General features: G+C 45.7%; 16 protein-coding genes and 1 pseudogene. 12 read left to right on the top strand and 5 right to left on the bottom strand.

Annotation, left to right across the window (positions count from 1 at the left end; translation table 11 throughout):
• Positions 1–99 precede the first annotated feature (99 nt).
• On the top strand, positions 100–3,393 hold the full coding sequence (locus ACNKW2_RS15955; RefSeq protein WP_419149449.1) for a methyl-accepting chemotaxis protein: 3,294 nt from the start codon (positions 100–102) through the stop codon (positions 3,391–3,393).
• 15 nt (positions 3,394–3,408) lie between these two features.
• On the opposite strand, the gene ACNKW2_RS15960 is transcribed toward ACNKW2_RS15955, so the two are convergent.
• From ACNKW2_RS15960 to ACNKW2_RS15970, 3 genes are all read right to left on the bottom strand, one after another.
• On the bottom strand, positions 3,409–4,194 hold the full coding sequence (locus ACNKW2_RS15960; RefSeq protein ID WP_419149450.1) for an amidohydrolase: 786 nt from the start codon (positions 4,192–4,194) through the stop codon (positions 3,409–3,411).
• A gap of 160 nt (positions 4,195–4,354) precedes the next feature.
• Positions 4,355–6,304, bottom strand: a complete 1,950-nt coding sequence (locus ACNKW2_RS15965) for a S9 family peptidase (RefSeq protein ID WP_419149451.1) — start codon at positions 6,302–6,304, stop codon at positions 4,355–4,357.
• Between the two features lie 513 nt (positions 6,305–6,817).
• Positions 6,818–8,587, bottom strand: a complete 1,770-nt coding sequence (locus ACNKW2_RS15970; protein WP_419149452.1) for a DUF885 domain-containing protein — start codon at positions 8,585–8,587, stop codon at positions 6,818–6,820.
• Positions 8,588–8,949: 362 nt separating this feature from the next.
• Here ACNKW2_RS15970 and ACNKW2_RS15975 point away from each other — a divergent pair, with 362 nt between their 5' ends.
• From ACNKW2_RS15975 to hemB, 11 genes are all read left to right on the top strand, one after another.
• Positions 8,950–9,951 carry a GGDEF domain-containing protein gene (locus ACNKW2_RS15975; RefSeq protein ID WP_419149453.1) on the top strand — a complete coding sequence of 334 codons (1,002 nt, stop codon included), beginning with the start codon at positions 8,950–8,952 and terminating at the stop codon, positions 9,949–9,951.
• Positions 9,952–10,070: 119 nt separating this feature from the next.
• Positions 10,071–10,826 carry a bifunctional demethylmenaquinone methyltransferase/2-methoxy-6-polyprenyl-1,4-benzoquinol methylase UbiE gene (gene ubiE, locus ACNKW2_RS15980; protein WP_336567928.1) on the top strand — a complete coding sequence of 252 codons (756 nt, stop codon included), beginning with the start codon at positions 10,071–10,073 and terminating at the stop codon, positions 10,824–10,826.
• 8 nt (positions 10,827–10,834) lie between these two features.
• Entirely contained in the window at positions 10,835–11,449 is a 615-nt protein-coding gene (locus ACNKW2_RS15985) for a ubiquinone biosynthesis accessory factor UbiJ (protein ID WP_419149454.1), read from the top strand.
• Between the two features lies 1 nt (position 11,450).
• A complete protein-coding gene (gene ubiB / locus ACNKW2_RS15990) occupies positions 11,451–13,055 on the top strand; it encodes a ubiquinone biosynthesis regulatory protein kinase UbiB (protein ID WP_419149455.1) in 1,605 nt (534 codons plus the stop codon).
• A gap of 60 nt (positions 13,056–13,115) precedes the next feature.
• The gene (gene tatA, locus ACNKW2_RS15995) at positions 13,116–13,352 is read left to right on the top strand and encodes a Sec-independent protein translocase subunit TatA (protein WP_419149456.1); all 237 of its coding nucleotides are present in this window, start codon (positions 13,116–13,118) and stop codon (positions 13,350–13,352) included.
• A 5-nt stretch (positions 13,353–13,357) separates the two neighbouring features.
• Complete coding sequence (tatB, locus tag ACNKW2_RS16000) at positions 13,358–13,672, top strand: Sec-independent protein translocase protein TatB (RefSeq protein WP_336567933.1); 315 nt, start codon at positions 13,358–13,360, stop codon at positions 13,670–13,672.
• Between the two features lie 111 nt (positions 13,673–13,783).
• Positions 13,784–14,527, top strand: coding sequence for a twin-arginine translocase subunit TatC (gene tatC / locus ACNKW2_RS16005; protein WP_419149457.1), 744 nt, complete (start codon positions 13,784–13,786; stop codon positions 14,525–14,527).
• Positions 14,524–15,021 carry a hypothetical protein gene (locus ACNKW2_RS16010; protein ID WP_419149458.1) on the top strand — a complete coding sequence of 166 codons (498 nt, stop codon included), beginning with the start codon at positions 14,524–14,526 and terminating at the stop codon, positions 15,019–15,021. The genes tatC and ACNKW2_RS16010 overlap by 4 nt, the downstream gene beginning before the upstream one ends.
• Positions 15,021–15,797, top strand: a complete 777-nt coding sequence (locus tag ACNKW2_RS16015; RefSeq protein ID WP_419149459.1) for a TatD family hydrolase — start codon at positions 15,021–15,023, stop codon at positions 15,795–15,797. The genes ACNKW2_RS16010 and ACNKW2_RS16015 overlap by 1 nt, the downstream gene beginning before the upstream one ends.
• 6 nt (positions 15,798–15,803) lie before the next feature.
• Positions 15,804–17,642, top strand: a complete 1,839-nt coding sequence (locus tag ACNKW2_RS16020; protein WP_419149460.1) for a sensor domain-containing diguanylate cyclase — start codon at positions 15,804–15,806, stop codon at positions 17,640–17,642.
• Between the two features lies 1 nt (position 17,643).
• Positions 17,644–18,654, top strand: a complete 1,011-nt coding sequence (gene hemB, locus ACNKW2_RS16025) for a porphobilinogen synthase (RefSeq protein WP_419149461.1) — start codon at positions 17,644–17,646, stop codon at positions 18,652–18,654.
• A 195-nt stretch (positions 18,655–18,849) separates the two neighbouring features.
• Here hemB and ACNKW2_RS16030 read toward each other — a convergent pair whose 3' ends face one another.
• Together ACNKW2_RS16030 and ACNKW2_RS16035 are read right to left on the bottom strand one after the other, a co-directional pair.
• Positions 18,850–19,074, bottom strand: a complete 225-nt coding sequence (locus tag ACNKW2_RS16030) for a hypothetical protein (protein ID WP_419149462.1) — start codon at positions 19,072–19,074, stop codon at positions 18,850–18,852.
• A 288-nt stretch (positions 19,075–19,362) separates the two neighbouring features.
• Positions 19,363–19,985 (bottom strand): annotated as a pseudogene (locus ACNKW2_RS16035) (elongation factor G); the annotation flags it as partial.

The raw sequence follows: 19,985 nt of genomic DNA on the forward strand, positions 1-19,985 counted from the left end.
CCAGCGAAAATATTCGCTGGGCTTTTGATTTTGACTAGATTTCAACCGCTAGTGTTCTATGCTGTTATGGGTACATTGGCCGTAACAAGGAACAAGGTTATGTCTTTAATCACGCGTTTTTTTAATTCTCTTAATCTTTCCAAAAAACTGATCAGTGCATTTTTACTGGTTGCTATGGTGCCCTTAGTGGTGCTGATTGCCATTGCCATCAATACCGCCTCAAATGCCATGAGTCAGAAAATATATGATCAGCTTGGCAGCATCAGCGAAGTAAAAAAAAGCGCGGTGCAACGCTACTTTCATGGCGTTGAAAATAACCTCACAGCATTGACCCAAAATCCAATGTTGCCAATGATTGCGGCAGAATTTATCGATAGTTTTGCCGAGGTGACGCCAGAGCAGCATTCACAACCGTTGGCGAACTATTATCGCGATACCTTTACACCCAAGTTTAATGCCGAAAACCAATATAATATCGACCCAGAACGCATCCCTAAGGCCTTATCTGGCAGTGCCACAGCCCTACAAAACCGCTATTTAGCCAATAGCCCCTACCCCGTTGGCGAAAAGCATAAATACCTCGAAACAGGTCATTTTGATAATTACGATTTAGCCCACCAGAGCTATCACAGCTACTTTGTTAACATGGCTAAAACCTATGATTTCTACGATATTTTTATTATTGATAGCCGCTCAGGAAATATCGTTTACTCGGTTTACAAAGAGGTGGATTTTGCCACTTCTTTGACATCAGGGCCTTTTGCTAACAGTAACTTAGCGTCCCTTTACCAACAACTTAAATCACAAACGGATGCCACGGTTACGGGGTTTGCTGACTACCAGCAATACCTGCCCTCGTACAACGCGCCAGCCAGTTTTATCGGCAAACCCATCGTCAATAATGGCGAAGTGGTTGCCATCATTGCAGTGCAGCTCTCAATTGATGCCATTAATGCCATTATGACCGAGCGCGAAGGGCTAGGAGACAGTGGTGAAACCTACCTAGTTGGGCCCGATAAACTGATGCGCTCTGACTCCTTTTTAGACCCACAACAACGCTCAGTGGTTAACTCTTTTAAAAATCCGCAACAGGGTGAAGTCGACACACTCGCGGTCAATGAAGCGTTAGCTCAGCGCTCAGGGCAACAAATCATTGCCGATTACAATGGTGCTCAAGTCTTGTCCGCCTTCACCCCTGTGCGCGTTTTTGATAAATACTGGGCATTGGTCGCCGAAATCGACGAAGCCGAAGCCTTTGCCTCTGTGACGGCCCTATCCCAATATCTTATTGTGGTGTTGGTGGCTGCGGCCATTGTGGTGTGTGCTATTGCTTTTTGGTTTTCCAAGACCCTAAGTAAGCCTGTCATTCAACTGGTTAACACCATGCAGGCGGTGGAGCAAAGAGGTGACTTCAGCTTGCGAGCACCGGTTCATAACCACGATGAAATAGGCAACAGTGCTGCGGCATTTAATTCACTGCTAGAGGCTCTGCAGCAGTCCTTAAGTGAAACCAACCGGGTGATGGATAAAATGGCAGCGGGTAAGTTTGATGACCGCATTAATGTCTCTTGCCGCGGAGAGCTAGATACCCTAAAACAATCCACAAACCACTGTGCCAGCACCCTGAGTAAAGCCATTGCTGGGCTCAATCAAATCTCACTCGATATGGCCAGTGGCCGCTTTGATACCCGCCTTGACGTGGCCATGTCGGGCGATCTTGATGACTTGAAAAACAACCTTAATCAATCGCTGGGCTCTCTCGATGCCACCATGAATGGCATAGTGCATGTGATGAATAACGTCGAGCAAGGTAACTTTAAAGAGCAAGTGAGTGTCGCCGCGCAAGGGAAGCTCGCGCAATTAAAAGACGCAGTAAATAATTCCGTTGCTGGCCTAAGCCTAGCAATTGATGGCATCAGTGAAGTCATGGCGGCCCTGCGCCAAGGCGACTTTGCGGCGCAACTCGATGCCCCACTGAGCGGCCAACTGGATGAGTTAAAACAAGATATCAACTCCAGTATGGCGAATTTAGATAATGTTATGCAAGACATTGGCACGGTTATGGCCGCGGTCAGTGACGGCGACTTTAAACAGCAAATAACTACCTCAGCCAACGGTCAATTGGCGCAACTCAGAGATAATATTAATGTTTCTATTGCCGCCGTGGATGGTGCCATTTCAGAAATCTCAAGCGTTATGATGGCCATCAGCCATGGTCGTTTTGACCGGGTTATCGAGTCTAATATGGCGGGGCAGCTGAACAGCTTAAAAGTTGATATTAATCGCTCAGTCAGTAACCTAGAGCAAGTCATCGCCGAGCTTGGTAATGTTATGTCGGCGATGTCTGAAGGGGACTTTGAGCACACCATTGAGCTGGAGTTACAAGGCCAATTATTACAGCTTAAGCTCGACGTCAATGATTCGACTCGGCAAGTTGCCACAGCCATCAGTGAGGTCAGTAACGTGCTCAGTGCCGTCGCCTTAGGCGATCTGAGCCGTCACGTGGAAGGGCAATATCTCGGGGTGTTTGCCACACTTAAAAATGATACCAACGCCACCATAGACAAGCTGACAGAGGTTATTCAGGGGATCCAAACTGCCGCTAATTATGTTTCACAAAGTGCCGGTGAAATCGCGGCTAGCAATACCGAAATAAGCCAACGCACTGAAGAACAGGCCGCCAATTTAGAAGAGGCCAGCGCCAGCACCGCCAATATGCTGGAGGAACTGACCAAGGTCTCGAACCAAGCCAGTGATGCAGTAGGCTTGGCACACAACACGGAAAGCATTGCCAAAGAAGGGGGCCAACTCTCTGAGCAAACAGTGGCAGCCATTGGTGAAGTCAATAAAGCCAGCAAAGACATCAATGAAATTGTCTCGGTGATTGATGGCCTGGCTTTTCAAACTAACTTATTGGCACTGAATGCCGCAGTAGAAGCGGCCCGTGCAGGCGAAAATGGTCGCGGTTTTGCCGTGGTTGCCAACGAGGTCCGCGAACTTGCCGGGCGTAGCGCCACTTCGGCCAAGCAAATCAAAGACATTATTGGCAATAGCAACGCTAAGGTAGAGCAAGGCACTGAACTTGCCAATGATTCAGGCGCAAAACTACAGCAGATCATGCAAGCCGTTAGCGATGTGAATCACAATATTGTCAAAATTAATGACTCCACCTCCATGCAACAACAGGCCATAAAAGAGGTCGACATTGTGGTACAGCGACTCACCGATCTTATCCAAGAGAACTCGGCCATTACCGAAGAAACCATGGCGGCCGCTAAGCAAATGGCAGATCAAGCCAAAGCGATGCAAGCGCAATTGAGCTACTTCAACCTCGATGGCTCGGCTAGCGCCACGAAAACGGAACTGCTAGTGCATCAATTTAATGCCTCCTAGCACCAACGCTGAATATTAGCCTAGAGTGAAGGGGTCTGCATCGCGGTGAGCGGGAAACTTGTGCCGGTAGCTTTGCAGTTCTTTTTTATGCAGGGTTACGGTGCATACCCCTTCTTGATGATCGGCCACCTGGGTAATGAGTTTGCCCTTGTAATCGAACGCTTGGGTTCCACCATCGTGAGCTATGCCATTACCGTCGGTGCCAATACGGTTCACCGCCAGTACATAACTCTGATTCTCTATCGCCCGTGCAGCCAACAGAGTATCCCAGTGAGAGCGCCTTGCCGCTGGCCAGTTGGCAATGTTTATCATTACGTCATAGTCGCCTTGGTTTCGCTGGAATACAGGGAACCTTAAGTCATAGCAAACTTGAGGTAAAAAGTTAAACCCCTTGATATTGAATAACGTTCTCGACGCTCCTGGGTCAATGAAGTCTCCCTCTTTTCCGAGACAAAATAAGTGGCGTTTGTCATAAACCACAAACTCTTGATTGGGCCAACAGCAATAGAAACGGTTGAATTTTTTCCCTTTATGCGAAACCAACACAGAACCGCCAACAACACTGTTAAGCGCTTGTGCTTGCCTTGCTAACCACTGAAAAATTGGTCCCTGATGTGGTTCCTTAATATCACACTCAACAGCAAAACCAGTTGCAAACGTCTCTGGCAGCAAAATCAAGTCATAGCCACTTAGAGAACTTAATTGCTTAGCAAAGTAAGAAAGGTTTTGCTCAACCTGTAGCCAAGCAATATCGCTTTGAATTAGCGCAACTTTTAACGTGTCTTGCGGTAATGAAGACATTAATGCTCCTTAAATACTTTGCGACTCAGACCAATCCTGCTTTTTACCGCACCATTGTCAGTAACAGATACAGCATAGCAAACAGATTGTTGTGGCCGCAAAGGCATTTAACTAGCAGCAAGGTAGCGCCAAGGTGCACATACCTCAGCGCTTATTGTAGTTAAAGAGTTAAATGTTGCTGTAAAAATGCCAGCACTCTTTTGTAATACTCAGTTCGGTGTTTGGGCTTATAAAATCCATGCCCCTCATTTTCCAATAACATATATTCATAGGGATGATTGGCCTGCTTTAGAGAGCTAATTAACGATTCAGCCTGTTCTATAGGTGCTCGTTGGTCGTCTCCCCCATGTACCACCAAGACTGGCGCCTTAAGCTTATCGATGTTAAATACTGGAGAATAAGCTTTCAGCTGTTGCTGGTCCTCACCTAGCACTTGCTTTAAATAGCGCTGTCCTCGCTCGCGCCCTGCAATATCCCCCTCTTTGAACATCAATGGTAAATCATACACCCCCACTACACCGATGGCACACTTAAATAAATCGGGCTCGATTATCGAGCTTTGGAGTGCTGAGTAACCACCGAAGCTTGCGCCCATGATGCAGATATTGTTAGGGTCAGCAAAACCTTGTGCTACAACATACTTGGTTGCGTCAATGATGTCATATTGGATTTCTGCTCCCCACTTTTTATGGCCAGCGTGCTCAAAACTGCGCCCATAACCACCTGAGCCCCTAAAGTTAACTTTTAATACTGCCATCCCTCTATTAGCGAGCAGCTGCGCATCGGGATCGAACCCCCACCAATCTCTTGGTCCGTGCGGTCCGCCATGGGGCATCACCACCAGCGGAAGGTTTTTCGCTTCTTGGTTCTCCGGAAGAGTTAAGTATCCGTGTATGGTTAAACCATCTCTGGCTTTGAAGGAAATAGGCTTTGTTGCGGCCATATATTTTCTATCAATCCCCTCCATAGCACTGAATAAAAACTGCAATTTCTTTTCAGAGTCATCATAAAGGTAATAAGAACCAGGATTAATATCGCTAGAAGCAAAGACCACTGATTTACTGCCATCTTGGGTGGTACTTAAAAGTTGTATTTGCTCTCCAGGCAAAGCATTAATAAGGCTTTTTAGCCGCTTTGTCATCTCTGCGTCATTATCTATAAAGGCATAGGTGGGATACCCTGGCTCTAACTCCACAGCAAATAGCTCGTGGTTTGTTTCGTCAACCCACAATTTTTTTGGAGAGGCAATTTTATCTTGCAGCAATTTTTCAGTTTTACCGGTATCTAGTGTCAGCTCAAATACGCTGTCCGCTTCACCGGCTTGAGAGGCCGTAATGTAAACTTTTTTTCCGCTGCGATCGAAAGTGTGTAGTTTAATATCAGTCAGGTTTTCCAAGACATCAAACTCTTGCCATTCACCATCTTCCTTATCTCGAATATGAATCGTTTGATCAATATGATCATCGGTTGATAATGACACTCTGACTTTGCCTTGGTTATCAGTTAAAAAGCGAGCCATGGCTGAAGGTGAGCTGGCTATTTTTCTTCTCGTCCCTCTATTTACGTCAACCCTATACACGACAGTTTTAGCATTTTTACCTGCGTTCCATGGAATGGTGTACACCAACATGTAGCGCTCTTCATCAACCAGCGGATCGAGAATGTAAGACGACCCCTTTACCGGAGTGGCTTTTTTAATACGTGAGCCGGTTTGCATTTCTCCTTGGTAACCGACTAGGTACTTACCATTTGAACCATCAGCATCAATACCAAATAATTCACCATGGTAATCAGGGTGATCGGTCCAACCTCGTAAGTATAACTTTTGTAACACTAGGCGGTTATTATTCACCCAAGCATAGTTTCCGACTTCTGCGTTGCCAGAAAACCTAACAACATTTTCGATTTTATTATTGTCTAGCTTTAAAACAACGAGACTGTTTCTACCCTCTACTTTTGAGGTGAAACTAAGGTAATTGCCATCGGGCGATAATTTCACTTGCGTATATTGAACTCCAGCACTAAAGACTTCTATAGGTACTTGCTTAGCACTTAGTAATTGAGTATACGCCAAGAGGCTCACAAATATGCCAACCGTTATTATTCTCATCTATATATCCTTAAATTCCCCAGTATTCATTTCAGAGCCTAAACTCGATTGAAATGTACCTAAATCGAATAAACGATATTAACAAAGCAAAGTTTTTATATAAACCATACTTTTTATTAACTAACGTAAATAGAGCACGAATTTCCTAATTCTTTCGATACTATCTAACTTACAAAGTTATATTGTTATTCGGTAGTAGCATGGCTCATCAAATGTACGGTGCTCACTGCATTGATTTAGGGTACTGGAAACTTAAACCTTAAGCAGCGCCACTGAAAGTAAAGAGTTGGAACCATCATGATTCAATAAACTAAATACTCTGATCTAAAAAAGTATTAATAAAGCGAGCTCGTAAGTAATGAAGGTGAAGAACGTGCCATTTGCAGGGTAGACAACATGACCTTAGGGAAAGCCATAATGTGTTCTGGTTCTCAGCTCGGATACCTTAGCGCCAAGGTTACACCTTGATAAGAGCCCAAGAGAACTCTTGGGCTGATGTGTAATCAAATAAAGTTACTGATTCATTGCCGACTCAATATACCGATCGATTTGGTTTTCAAGGACGAAAAGCGGCACAGAGCCGTGACGTAAGATTTGATGGTGAAACTCGCGAATATCAAACTGTTCGCCTAACGCTTTCTCTGCTTTGCGACGTAAGCGCTTAATCGTCAGCTCACCAATCTTATAAGACAGCGCTTGTGCTGGCCATGAGATATAGCGGTCAGTTTCGGTTTTAACGTTATGCAGAGAAAGCGCGGTATTGTCCTTCATAAAGTTCATCGCCTTTTCTCTACTCCAGCCAAACATATGCATGCCAGTGTCCACTACTAAACGTGCCGCACGCCACATTTCATAAGTCAGACGCCCAAAATCGCTGTAAGGGTCTTGATAGAAACCCGCTTCAATACCTAAGAACTCAGAATACAGCCCCCAGCCCTCGCCAAAGGCTGAAATATATTCATTACGGCGATACTCAGGAAGATAATCAAGTTCCGCATTTAATGCGATTTGTAGGTGGTGACCAGGCACTGCCTCATGGAGCGTAAGCGCTTCTAGTACATACAAAGGTCGCTTGTCTAAAGCATAGGTATTGACCCAGTAATAACCTGCGTCGGTATCGCTTCGCGCTCCAGAATAGCGGCCCGTAGTGTACTTCGGCGCGATACTGGCTGGAACAGGGGCGACACCATAAGGCTTACGCGGTAGGGTATGGAACAGCTTAGGCAGCTGAGCATCCATTTTTTTCGCGATGTAAGCCGCTTCTTTTAGCAACTCTTTCGGTGTTTTGGCATAAAACTGCGGATCAGTACGTAAAAACTGCACAAACTCTGCGAATGTACCTTCAAATTCCACTTCTTCGATGATTTTTTCCATCTCCGCGCGGATCCGAGCAACCTCTTGCAAGCCTAACTCATGGATCTCTTTTGGTGTCATGTCGGTGGTGGTGTAATACTTAGCACGATTAGCGTAATAGGCTTCACCATTAGGAGTGGCCGAGATACCAATGGTTTCTCTTGCCGCTGGACGATACTGCTCGACAAAAAAGTCGAAGTAGTCTTGATAAGCCGCAATAACGTGCTGCTTTATAATTTTCTTCGCTTTGTTTTGCAACGCGCTAAATTGCGCGTCAGACATACTGGTCTTGTTGCTTTTGAATGGTTTATAAAATTCAGACTCAGTGACATCATCGACAATGTAAGCGGCTATCGAGCTTTCATAACCGGCTAATACCGCTTTTGGCTGCGTTAACCCTGACACCATACCCTTTTTCATCCAAGCTATATTTTGCTCAAAATAGCGCGGAACTTGCTGCAGCCTTGCTAAATAAAGCTCATAACCTTCAGCTTTACTAAAGTCATGGCTTGATACCATAAACGACAAACCAGAATGGAAACCATATTCTGAAGTCAGCGGCATGTAATGACTATTAAAACGGTATTGATCCACCTGGTTTTGGATTTGTGCTCTTAATATGGTCAAGTTGATTTGATTATCCTCACTGAGTGAGGACGGATCTAGGTCATCGAGCTCGGCTAGAAATGCTAGACGCTGCTGATTTAACTCTGCTAAACGTTCATCACTTAGGTTGGGCAGTAAATACTCGGCGGCGATATCGCGGCGGTAAGCGTTGTTATCCTCTCTAAACTCCATCACTTGTTCTGCAATGTCAGTAAAATTAGAGTTACTATCCACAGACGTCATCGCGCAGCCAGATAATAGGGCAGCCAAACACAGAGCCACACTAGAGTGCTTAGTCCAAAGCTTTATTTTCGGTGATAACACGCTTACTTCCTCAGTCGGTTTAAATCACAGTTCCATGTCGCTAACTCCACAGCAGCACAGAGCCATTTTCATTTACTTGTATATCGCCCAAGGTAAAAAAGTCCTTTTCACGATGCAACTTAATTCGATAGAATTTCTAAATACCCAAATTGAATACAATGTAGCCAACCTAGTAAAAACTGCTGATAAAATCAGCAATTCAAGAAAAAAATGTAAATTTTCTATTTCAAAGACAAAGTTTTTGCTTTTAAATTCGCACGATACCGATTAATGTAAGTCTAGTGCAATTAGGACAAGAGTTACGCCGACGGAATTGGTGGATGTTCATTAACGTTTTATGATTAATTGTTGTGGTAAATGAAATGATGTTCCATGATCCCATGGCTGTTGCCCAAGAAAAGATGACACAGGTCTGCCTGTTTTTAGAGCAACATCATTTGCCGCCAACGCCATTAAACTATCAAGTTGCTTACATTCATATCAGTGCGGCTAACGCCGAACTGGACGCAGCTATTGAGCAAGCGGTGAAAAGCAAAACCAAGATTGATTCGGTGTTCGTCGAACAACTTTATTATCAGTTCATCGACCAAGGTCAAAAAGTGCAGTCCCAGCTGTTGGAAGGGGTTGACTCTCTCATGACCCAGCTGCAAGACGATACCGAAGCGTCGCAAAAGCACGTAACCCAATTTGCACAACAGATCAGTCATTGTGTTCATAATTTAGATGAGCACAATATTGCGAAAAGTAAGCGCGCTCTCACCACCCTGACCAAGCAAACTGAACTGTTGCTAAAGCAACATAAGCAGTTTAAACAAGCACTGCTTAAATCGCGCCAAGATTACCAACAAAGCCAGAAACTGCTAAAAGAACTGCGTAAGCAGCACTTACTTGACCCGCAAACGGGCCTTTACAAGCGTCACTTCTTGCAGCAAAAAGTCGAACTGTGGCAGTCACAACAAAAAACCGTCTGTGCTCTTAGTGTACAAGTAGAAAACCTTGACGACTTTGTTTCACGCTTTGGCGATATGGTTGGCGAGGTGGTCCTAAATCGCATTGCCAAAAGCCTCAAACGCTATGTGGTTGAAAGTGGCTTGCCAGGCAGAACCGGAAAGCAAGAATTCACCGTGATCTTGGCCGATATCGACTTATATACCGCGGATGTCATCGCAGAAAAAGTTCGCAAAGGGGTCGAGCGCCTGAAATTCGTCAGTGCCAAAGGCAAAGTGCCGCTGCCTAATGTTGCTCTCTCCTTGGGGATTGCGCAGCTAGCGCCAGAACAAGACCTTAATGCTCTGGTTAAACGCGCAGGCTATGCCGCGCAAAAAGCACAGTCTTTAGGTCAGTCTTGTTACACTAGCCATTAGCAGCACCTACTCGCCCTAATAAGATCGTTATTTTTTCGCAATCCGCGAGAAGAAATTGCACCTAAGTCCAGCAATCAAGTACACTAAACACATTGATGCAGTGTAATGATGGAAGCCACATGAAAGAGTCGCAAGAAAACACCACCCACTTTGGATATAAAACGGTTGAAGCAGATAAAAAAGCCTCAATGGTCGCCGATGTGTTCCACTCTGTGGCAGCCAAATACGATATCATGAACGACTTGATGTCGTTTGGTATCCACCGACTGTGGAAGCGCCAAACGATTGCCAGTTCTGGCGTCCGAGCCGGTCATAAAGTACTTGATTTAGCCGGTGGAACAGGAGATTTAACGGCTAAGTTCAGTGAATTGGTGGGTGATCAAGGAAAAGTTGTACTTGGCGATATCAATGACTCCATGCTCAAGGTCGGCCGTGAGAAACTGCGCGATTTAGGCTTAGTGAGTAACATTGAATACGTGCAAATGAATGCTGAAATGCTGCCTTTTGAAGACAACACCTTCGATGTCATTACCATTGCTTTTGGTCTTCGCAATGTTACTGACAAAGATAAAGCCCTACGTTCCATGTACCGTGTGTTGAAACCCGGTGGTCGACTGCTGGTGCTGGAGTTTTCAAAAACCGACAGTGAAGCGCTGGCAAAATTATACGACTTTTACTCTTTCAGCTTACTGCCCACCATGGGCAAGTTGGTAGCCAACGACAGCGAGTCTTACCGTTATTTGGCTGAGTCTATTCGCATGCATCCAGATCAGGATACGCTAAAAGCGATGATGGATGAGGCGGGTTTTGAGCAAACGGACTACCAGAATATGACCGGTGGCATCGTTGCTCTTCACCGTGGCTTTAAGTTTTAGGAGTTAACGTGTTTGCTTCGTTGCTGGGCGCCGCCATCGAGGCGTTACTAAATCGTGCACTGACTTTATCACCTGAAATGGCAACGGCCTTAGCTCCAAGCCATCATCAAGTATTGAGTATCAGCGTAAGAGATCTGGAGCTGTGCATCGCGTTTCAGCACAGCGGTAATAAAGTGCATGTGCTTGCGCCTTTTTCAGACCACGCCGATTGCAGCATTAGTGCTGACCTAGAAACCTTGTTAGCGCTAAAAGATCCCAGCCAACTCACCGCCCTGATCAGACAAGATAAGCTCGACCTCGATGGTAACTTATCCTTAGCACAGTGTTATAGTAACGCAGTGGCCGAGCTCGACATTGATTGGGCTGAGCAGTTAGCCAGCTACCTTGGTGATGGCCCAGCACAACTGATTGTTGATAGCGCCAGCACGCTTGGCAGCCGAGCGAAACGAGATGCCACAGTGGCAACTGCCACCTTACATGAGCTGTTGCAAGATGAGCTGCAAGTGGCCCCTCACCCGCTAGAATTTCAAACATTTAAGCATCAAGTTAGACAAGTAAGTAAAGAAGTCGACAGTTTAACCCAGCGGCTCGATTCATTATTACAGCAGAATAAAGGAACCTAGTTTGTCTTTATTGCGTTTGCATCAGATCACCAAAACCTTTTTAGACTATGGCCTCGATGAACTTGTCCCAGCAGAGCGGCAGCCATGGTACGGCAAGCTTGCTCGCGCCAGTTTATTTTGGATGCGTAATAAGCATAAAGATAAAGCCATTGGCACACGCCTGCGCCTTGCTTTGCAATCTTTAGGGCCGGTGTGGATTAAATTTGGTCAAATGCTATCGACACGACGCGACCTGCTTCCCCCTGATATCGCCGAAGAGCTGGCGTTTTTACAAGACAAAGTACCGCCTTTTGACTCAGCTCAAGCGCGGCAATTAATCGAGCAAGCGTTAGAAATTGACGACATTTACCACTACTTTAAGGAGTTTGAAGCCACGCCATTGGCTTCAGCATCCATTGCCCAAGTCCACAGTGCGCAATTGCAATTGGGTAACGGCATTAAAGATGTGGTGATTAAAGTCATCCGCCCCGACATTGAAAAGCAAATTCAGGCCGACTTATCCTTAATGGAGCGCTTTGCCAAAGTGGTGGTGAATTTATTAAGTGAAGGCAAGCGACTGCGGCCTGTTGAGGTGGTCAGAGAATATAAAAAGACACTGCTGGATGAGCTTGACCTGATGCGCGAAGGCGCCAATGCCATTCAACTAAGACGCAACTTCGAGGGCTCAGACTCGCTGTATATTCCAGAAGTTTACAGTGATTACTCACGCAAAAACGTGTTGGTGATGGAACGCATTTACGGCATTCCAGTATCAGATACTGAAGCGCTATTGGCCCAAGGCACCAATATGAAACTGCTGGCTGAGCGCGGCGTAGAAGTCTTTTTTACTCAGGTCTTCAGAGACAGTTTCTTTCACGCCGATATGCATCCTGGCAATATTTTTGTCTCTCGCGAAAACCCCCACAACCCGAAATATATTGGCATTGACTGTGGTATTGTCGGCACCCTAAACCGCGAAGATAAACGCTATTTGGCCGAAAACTTCATCGCCTTTTTCAACCGTGACTACCGCCAAGTAGCGCAGTTACACGTAGACTCAGGTTGGGTGCCTACTGACACCTGTGTGGAAGAGTTTGAGTTTGCCATCCGCACCGTTTGCGAGCCTATTTTTAACAAGCCATTGGCTGAGATCTCGTTTGGTCATGTATTGGTAAACCTATTTAATACCGCAAGGCGTTTCAACATGGAAGTGCAACCTCAGCTGGTATTGTTACAAAAGACCCTGCTCTATGTAGAAGGCCTTGGCCGTCAGCTTTACCCGCAACTAGATCTATGGAAAACTGCCAAGCCCTTTTTAGAGCAATGGGTAAAAGACCAAGTGGGGCCATGGGCGGTAGCCAAGAAAATGTACGCCAACTTGCCATTTTGGGCAGAAAAAATGCCCGAACTGCCAGACTTAGTTTATCAAAGCTTGAAGCGTGGCCCCGGAACTTTGCCACCCGCGCCGCAACCAGTGGCAATTAAACCTATTTTGCTTGGCTTGGCGGCAAGCAGTTTTGCCATTATCTCAGGCTTGAGCTTTATTTTTGATCAAGCTATTGCCAGTGCGGTAATGGCTACGCTGGCGGTGGTCGTATTTGTTTGCGCTTGGCGTAAAACAGGGTGATTTTTTGTGCGCTAGGCGTATAATCGTAACCACTGGCAGTCAGTTATTATTGGAAATGTTATGGGATTTAGTGGAATCAGTATTTGGCAGTTACTCATTATTCTTGCCATCATCGTGTTATTGTTCGGAACAAAAAAACTTCGTGGTATCGGCAGCGACCTCGGTGGCGCAGTGAAAGGCTTCAAAAAAGCGGTTTCTGACGACCAGGCAAACAGCGATGCAGAAAAAGACAAGCTGGCCAATACCTCAGCTGAGCAACAACAAACCACAGCTGAAAAAGAAAAAGACAAGGTTTAAGTTACATGGGCATGTGGGAATTGGTGGTGGTGTTGATCGTTGGCCTCATTGTATTAGGGCCAGAGCGGTTACCTGTCGCCATCCGTACGGTAGCTCGTTGGGTTAAAACCGTGAAATCCGTGGCTAATTCAGTAAAAGCTGAAGTCAGTGAAGAGTTACGCGTCCATGAGCTCCACAACAACCTAAAAAAGGCGGAACAACAAGGGATGCAAGACCTTGATCCGCAACTAAAACAGTCTGTTCAAGAATTACAAGAGGCGGCTGACTCAGTCAAGCATTCTTATAAGGCGAACGACGTTAATAATAACAACAAAGAGTAACCAATCAGCAGGTCAATCCATCGGCGATAAGTTAGCGACTGCTAGAGTTTTTGCAGTGGACTTTGCTGCCGGTTGAGTCAACGTTGAATCATTTATAACGAGCATAGTTACATGACAGAAACTGCCCAAAGTGGCTTTATTGCGCACCTAGTTGAATTGCGTAACCGCTTAATGAAAGCGCTGATGAGTGTCTTGCTGATCTTTGTTGCATTGGTCTACTTCGCCAATGATATTTACGCTTTTGTCGCAGCTCCTTTAGTGCAAAGCTTACCAACCAATACCACCATGATTGCAACGGATGTCACTGCGCCATTTTTTGCACCGTTTAAATTAACCTTGTTTGTGGCATTGTTTGCAGCCATTCCGTTTATTTTACACCAAGTGTGGGGCTTTATTGCACCTGGGTTATATAAGCATGAAAAGCGCATGCTGATCCCAATTTTACTGTCGAGCATTGTTTTATTTTATGGCGGCATTGCGTTTTGTTATTTTGTTGTGATGCCTATCATTCTTGGCTTCTTCACCAGTGTTGGGCCAGAAATGATGACCTTATCGCCTGATATCAGTAGTTATCTCGGTTTTATCTTAAAACTTTTCTTTGCGTTTGGTATCGCCTTTGAAATACCAGTTGCCATTATGTTGCTATGCTGGAGTGGCATCACCACCACCACAAGCCTAAAGGGCAAACGTCCTTATGTTGTGGTGGGCGCCTTCGTTATTGCCATGTTCCTTACGCCACCGGATGTGCTGTCGCAAACGTTACTGGCACTGCCGATGTTATTCCTGTTTGAATTAGGTTTAATATTAGCGGCGTTTTATAGCAAACAACCCACCCAACAGGAGTCAAAAAAATGAAAAAAATAATCGCACTTGTTGCACTCGGAGTCTCTTCTTTCGCCGTAGCAAACCCAGTTAATACTGAGGCTTTGCAGGCCTGCACCATGATCGAAAATGATTTTAAGCGTTTACTTTGTTATGACAATGTCGTTGCTAACAAGCCAGCTTCACACGCCAAAGGTAACGCAGCAAAGCGGTCAAATCGGTCTGTCCAGCCAGCGCAGCAAACAACAGCTAAAAATCCAGCTGCTGAGTTTGGTCTAGAACATAAAATTGCAGCTGAAAGCAGAAAAGTCGAAGAGATTTCAGCTAAGCTAGTTAAAATAGAACACTCTGCGCGCAAACGTGCATTTTTCACTTTAGATAATGGCCAAGTGTGGAAACAAGTATCCGTAGAGAATTTCTTCGCAAATCCAGGAGATACTTTAGTGATCAAACGTGCTTCCTTTGGCTCTTTCTTGATGAGCAAAGCAGGCGCTAACCGCTCTACGAGAGTGAAGCGAGTCGACTAATGTCGAACCTCTATGATGCAGGTGTCAACCTCACCAGCAGTCAGTTTGCCGATGACTTAGATGCCGTCATAGCACGGGCTAAATCAGCAGGAGTGGCCTCAATGCTGGCCATTGGCTGCGATCTTGACAGTAGCAAGGTATCTTTACAGTTGGCAGAAAAGTACAACTTTCCTTGCACGGTTGGCGTACACCCGCATGACGCGAAGGACGCACCTGATGACTTGGCTGCACAAATCAAGGCACTCGTGGAAAGCCATGAGCAAGCGGTAGCAATCGGTGAGTGTGGTTTGGATTTTAATCGTGACTTTTCACCACGAGCCACACAAAAAGTGGTTTGCCTAACTCAGCTGCAACTCGCACAGGCAATGCATAAACCCGTTTACTTGCATGAAAGAGAGGCACATGACGCCTTATACGAACTATTAAAGCAGGTACAGGTAAGTGGCGTTTTACATTGTTTTACTTCCGATAAAACGGCACTGCGTCGTTACCTAGATTATGGTCTGATGATCGGTATCACCGGCTGGGTATGTGATGAACGCCGCGGCCAACAATTACAGCAATTGCTGCAGTATATCCCGTTAGATAGATTGCTTATCGAAACGGATGCACCATACTTACTACCTCGTACTATAAAACCAAAACCACGTTCACGTCGTAATGAGCCCATGTATTTACACTATGTAGCACAACAAATCGCTACACTTAAGCAACAACCCACAGCCGCAGTGATTGAGGCTACAGGCCGTAACTTTCGCCAATTGTTTTCGGGGTAAACAGGCATGCGCATTGTAGTTGTTCTGCTGTTATTGTTATTAAGTCACAGTGCGGTTGCCACGGTCACCATCACCGAGGCCTTTACGGTAAAGCATCAAGCAACGATTAGCTATAGCGTAAACCGACATCAGACACTCAATGCTCTACTCAAGCAGCCAATTGATTGGCAGCAAGAACCAGACTTACCGGTAGGATTAAAGCCAGGCGATAAGTACCTCTGGCTAAAAATTTCTTTTGACAATACACAGCATCACCAAGTCCCGCTCCTGGTTACCATTGCAAACAACCTTATCGATTCTGTTACGGCGTATCATGTCCAGCCCAACTCGGCTATTTTGACCTTAGGGATGGGCGATGCATTGCCTCTCATGAAGCGGCCAATTAAATACGAGTCTTTGGTTGTCCCACTGCAACTGAAAGGCCAAAGTCGCAGCGAACTCTATTTGCAAATTGCTCACCATGGCGTTGTCAATGCGCCCATCTCCATTTGGTCGCCGAATGCCTACCTCAAATACAAAAGTAAATTTAATTTGCTATTTGGCTTGCTGGCAGGGTTTTTAGCGGCATTGGCGCTGACACTTGTTGCCTTGTATTTTGTTACCCAAAAGCGTTACTTCCTCTTCGGTACCGCCTTTTTAACTCTCGTCTGGCTCTGTAATATTCATCTTTATGGCTTTGGCTATCGCTTTTTTTACCCTGATTGGCAGTGGTTTCAGCAGCACGGACAAGGCCTGTTAAGTCTCAGCGCGACCTTACTGTTATTCCCTATTTTAAACTACTGCAGTGCCCATAAGCTGAAGCAAGGTTCAACCCCTTCCTTCAAGTGGGTGCTTACGCTTGCCTGCCTACTGGTGTTGGCGCTGACCTTTTTGTCTGTCACCAGTGCGCTACTAGCTGCGTTAACCATCGCTTTTATTATTAGTTTGTTTTGTTTGTATCTGTTGGCCAAAAGCCAGCAGCCAAGTCGTAAGGCCATGCTGGCAGTCGTCATTAGCCATAGCATTGTCATCAGTTACCAATTAACCGTCGCAGTTGGGATCCAATCAGGCAGTTTCCTCAATCAATTAGGCTTTTTTGGTCTCTTTGTTGCTGAATCGCTGGTTGTCGCCTTTTTAGTTATTCAACTGTATATCAAAGAGCGCGATAACAAGTTGGCAAAACAACAACAACGCCTGGCCCATACTCAAGCTGAAGACGCCTTATTAAAAGAAAAGCTGAAGCTACAAGAACAGGCGCAACTGGACCTTGAGAGTAATATCGAAGAACGCACTTTTGAGTTGCAAGTCACCCTAAGAGAGCTGCAAGAAAAAAACCGCGAGCTGGAACGCGTCAATATGGAAGACCCATTAACTAAGGTGAAGAACCGTCGTTACTTCGATAAGCGTTTGCAGATGGAGGTGCGCCGTTCACGCCGTGAGCAAAGCGTATTAAGCCTTGTTATCTTAGACATCGATCACTTTAAAAAGATCAATGACAGTTATGGTCACTTAGTGGGCGATCAGGCCATTTGTGAGTTTGCAAACTTAATTAACCGCTTCCTTCGCCGCCCACAAGATGAAGTATTTCGTTATGGTGGCGAGGAATTTATCCTACTTTTACCCAACACCGACTCTGACGGTGCCGTAGAAGTTGCCGAGCGGGTAAGAGCCGCAACCCAAGAGATGGTGATCAAAGTAGGTGAACACGAGCTCAACTTTACCACCAGTGCCGGCGTTTACAGCGCCGTAGTTACTGACCCCCATTCACCCCAACTGTATACCGACAATGCTGATAAGGCCCTTTACCAAGCGAAAGCGCAAGGCCGCAACCGTGTTGTTACTTATCAATCCAAGCAGGAGAATTAACGTGGCTCAATCAGGACTCGATCTTTTCCCCCTTACGCGTATGCGCAGAATGCGTCGCGATGACTTTTCAAGACGTTTAATGAGTGAAAACACGCTGTCAGTCAATGACCTAATCTATCCCGTCTTTGTGTTAGAAGGCGAGTCTAAACGTGAGGCGGTTCCTTCCATGCCTGGCGTGGAGAGACTGTCGATTGATCTCTTAGTGAACGAAGCAAAAGAGCTGGTAGAGCTTGGAGTTCCCGCCATCGCCCTCTTCCCCGTGACACCAGCAGAGCAAAAATCGCTGTTAGCTGAAGAAGCCTACAATCCAGAGGGCCTAGCACAACGAGCAGTAAGAGCCATAAAAGCGGCTTGTCCGGAGCTTGGGGTGATCACCGATGTGGCACTCGACCCTTTCACCGTGCATGGCCAAGATGGCATTCTTGACGATAATGGCTATGTCATGAATGAAGAAACCATCGAGGTATTGCTAAAGCAGGCTTTATCGCACGCTGAGGCAGGTGCCGATGTGGTCGCGCCATCAGATATGATGGATGGCCGTATTGGCGCCGTTCGCGAGGCACTGGAGGAGTGCGGCTTTATCCACACGCGTATTATGGCGTATTCGGCTAAATATGCCTCTAGCTACTATGGTCCTTTTAGAGATGCGGTTGGCTCTGCAGGCAACCTCAAAGGGGCCGACAAGAAAACCTATCAAATGGACCCTGCGAACTCAGATGAAGCATTGCGTGAAGTGGCCTTAGACCTTCAAGAAGGTGCTGATATGGTCATGGTAAAGCCTGGTATGCCTTATTTAGACGTGGTCAGACGCGTAAAAGATGAGTTTGGTGTCCCTACTTATGCGTACCAAGTGAGTGGTGAATATGCCATGCACATGGCGGCAATTGAGAATGGTTGGTTGGCTGAAAGACCGACGATTATGGAGTCATTGCTGGCGTTTAAGCGTGCCGGTGCCGATGGCATTTTGACCTACTTCGCTAAACAAGCAGCCATTTGGCTCAACGAAAAGTAACATCATTACAGTTAGACTGGCTATATTGGCCAGTCTTTCCAACCCTAAGATAATAACGCCAGTGCCTTACTGCGAGCCTGTTCATCTATACGCCAACTGACAAAATAGACTTGTTTACCATCGGTTAACTGCACTACTGGGATCTTAACTAGCAGCCACGAACAGCACTTAGCTCACGGTGCAGGTAGCGAGTCTCTAAACTGCATTTATAGCTAACCCCGCTTTATCAACGTGGAGAAAATGTTTATCGCTTAAGGATAAGTATAATACCAAACCTATACTTGCTAATGCCATTAAAGTAAATAGTTGAATGACACCATCAGGTAGGGAAAGGGCCTGAAAAGTAACACGCAGTAAGTAGATAAATAGCACGATTAAGCCGTAAAAAAGCCAATTTACTTCCAATACTATGGTTCTCATTGAGTATCTCCATTATTACCCAATTACTATCAGGGCTGAGTATGCAGCCGACAGACAAAACAACAGGATTAGCACGCTAATCCGACCAAATCGATGGCCAGAGTTATTGCCCAGAATGTCTCCTCTGTTGAATAAAAACTAATAATAAAGCACCAAGTACCCAAATGAAGAACTTTGTTATTAAACTTTGATAATCTCGCTATGAGGTGCTGTAGTACGTAATGAGGTATGTGTAGGAATAAAAAAAGGCCGCAGTAAATGCGGCCTTTCTTGCAAATTAAGTATTAATTACTTAGCTGCTTTTTTCTCTTTCTCTGCTGCAATTACTGCTTCAGCTACGTTAGCTGGGCAAGCTGCATAGTGTGAGAATTCCATTGAGAACTGACCACGACCAGACGTGATAGTACGTAGGTGACCAATGTATCCGAACATTTCAGATAGTGGTACTTCACCCTTGATACGAACGCCAGTTGCGCCAGCTTCTTGGTCTTTAACCATACCACGGCGACGGTTAAGGTCACCGATTACGTCACCCACGTTATCTTCTGGAGTGAACACGTCTACCTTCATTACTGGTTCAAGAAGTTGAGGGCCTGCTTTCGGGATAGACTGACGGAATGCGCCTTTTGCAGCGATTTCGAACGCGATTGCTGATGAGTCAACTGCGTGGAAAGCACCGTCAAATAGTTCGATTTCAACGTCTAGTACAGGGAATCCAGCTAGAACACCTTCTTCCATCATTGAACCGAAGCCTTTCTCAACTGCTGGCCAGAACTCCTTAGGAACGTTACCACCAACAACGCTTGAAGAGAAAGTGTAGCCTGAGTTAGGCTCGCCTGGCTTGATACGGTAATCGATCTTACCAAACTGACCAGAACCACCAGACTGCTTCTTGTGCGTGTAGCTGTCTT

Source organism: Pseudoalteromonas 'SMAR', from assembly GCF_048515945.1.
GTDB lineage: Bacteria > Pseudomonadota > Gammaproteobacteria > Enterobacterales > Alteromonadaceae > Pseudoalteromonas.

Coding starts and splice junctions, on each gene's coding strand:
- ACNKW2_RS15955 (WP_419149449.1), top strand. CDS start 100: ATGTCTTTAATCACGCGTTTTTTTAATTCTCTTAATCTTTCCAAAAAA.
- ACNKW2_RS15960 (WP_419149450.1), bottom strand. CDS start 4,194: ATGTCTTCATTACCGCAAGACACGTTAAAAGTTGCGCTAATTCAAAGC.
- ACNKW2_RS15965 (WP_419149451.1), bottom strand. CDS start 6,304: ATGAGAATAATAACGGTTGGCATATTTGTGAGCCTCTTGGCGTATACT.
- ACNKW2_RS15975 (WP_419149453.1), top strand. CDS start 8,950: ATGATGTTCCATGATCCCATGGCTGTTGCCCAAGAAAAGATGACACAG.
- ubiE (WP_336567928.1), top strand. CDS start 10,071: ATGAAAGAGTCGCAAGAAAACACCACCCACTTTGGATATAAAACGGTT.
- tatA (WP_419149456.1), top strand. CDS start 13,116: ATGGGATTTAGTGGAATCAGTATTTGGCAGTTACTCATTATTCTTGCC.
- tatB (WP_336567933.1), top strand. CDS start 13,358: ATGGGCATGTGGGAATTGGTGGTGGTGTTGATCGTTGGCCTCATTGTA.
- tatC (WP_419149457.1), top strand. CDS start 13,784: ATGACAGAAACTGCCCAAAGTGGCTTTATTGCGCACCTAGTTGAATTG.
- ACNKW2_RS16010 (WP_419149458.1), top strand. CDS start 14,524: ATGAAAAAAATAATCGCACTTGTTGCACTCGGAGTCTCTTCTTTCGCC.
- ACNKW2_RS16015 (WP_419149459.1), top strand. CDS start 15,021: ATGTCGAACCTCTATGATGCAGGTGTCAACCTCACCAGCAGTCAGTTT.
- ACNKW2_RS16020 (WP_419149460.1), top strand. CDS start 15,804: ATGCGCATTGTAGTTGTTCTGCTGTTATTGTTATTAAGTCACAGTGCG.
- ACNKW2_RS16030 (WP_419149462.1), bottom strand. CDS start 19,074: ATGAGAACCATAGTATTGGAAGTAAATTGGCTTTTTTACGGCTTAATC.